We start from the raw sequence: 705 nt of genomic DNA, 5'->3' as shown, positions 1-705 counted from the left end.
CGGCGGGCCCGCGCCTAGCCGACCGGGGGTCGGAAGGGCGGCGGGCCCAGGATCTCGATGGCGCCGGTCGCCTCGGCGGCCGCACGGATGCGGTCGAAGTCGACCGGTGTCGGCCGGGCTTCGCTCGCGTGCCGGTAGAACGCCTCGCCGGCCGCGGGGTTCTGGAACTCCAGCATCCTGGCCGTCGGCGAGGTGACCATGAAGGCGTGCGGGACGTTGCGCGGGAACACCGCGACACCGCCCGCACCCAGGACGGTCTCCTCGCCATCGACGTGCAGCAGGAGCTCGCCCTCGACCAGGTAGAACGTCTCGTCGGCGTTCGGATGGATGTGCAGCGGGGTGACCTTCCCCCGCTCGAGCTGGTCCTCGAACATGAAGAACGCGCCACCGGTCTCGGCACCGGTGACCTTCCAGGTGAGCCTGCCCCCGCCGCAGAACCAGGCCTGCTCGCCCTCACCCTGCTGCCGGACCGTGGCTGTCAATGTGTCCATGACGCCTTCTCTCCTATATGGGACTCGTGTCCCATAACGACACTAAGGTACCGTAAGAGGCATGTCAACGGCGTACGAGGAGTCCGGCCGGACCCGGCAGAAGGCACGCACCCGGGGCGAGCTGATCGCCGCGACGCGGGCCTTGATCGAGGAGGGCACTCCGTCCCCCACGGTGGAGCAGGCGGCCGAGCGGGCATCGGTGTCGCGGACCACC

1 protein-coding gene is annotated in these 705 nt (G+C 69.9%); it reads right to left on the bottom strand.

Annotated features, from left to right (window positions below):
* Positions 1-14: 14 nt before the first annotated feature.
* Positions 15-491, bottom strand: a complete 477-nt coding sequence (locus tag ACOADB_RS14005) for a cupin domain-containing protein (RefSeq protein ID WP_378599643.1) — start codon at positions 489-491, stop codon at positions 15-17.
* Positions 492-705 lie beyond the last annotated feature (214 nt).

Origin of the sequence: Nocardioides sp. CPCC 206348 (assembly GCF_048654705.1) — a bacterium.
Lineage (GTDB): Bacteria > Actinomycetota > Actinomycetes > Propionibacteriales > Nocardioidaceae > Nocardioides.
Note: the sequence above shows the minus strand (reverse complement) of the source record. Positions and strands in the feature narration are given on the sequence as shown.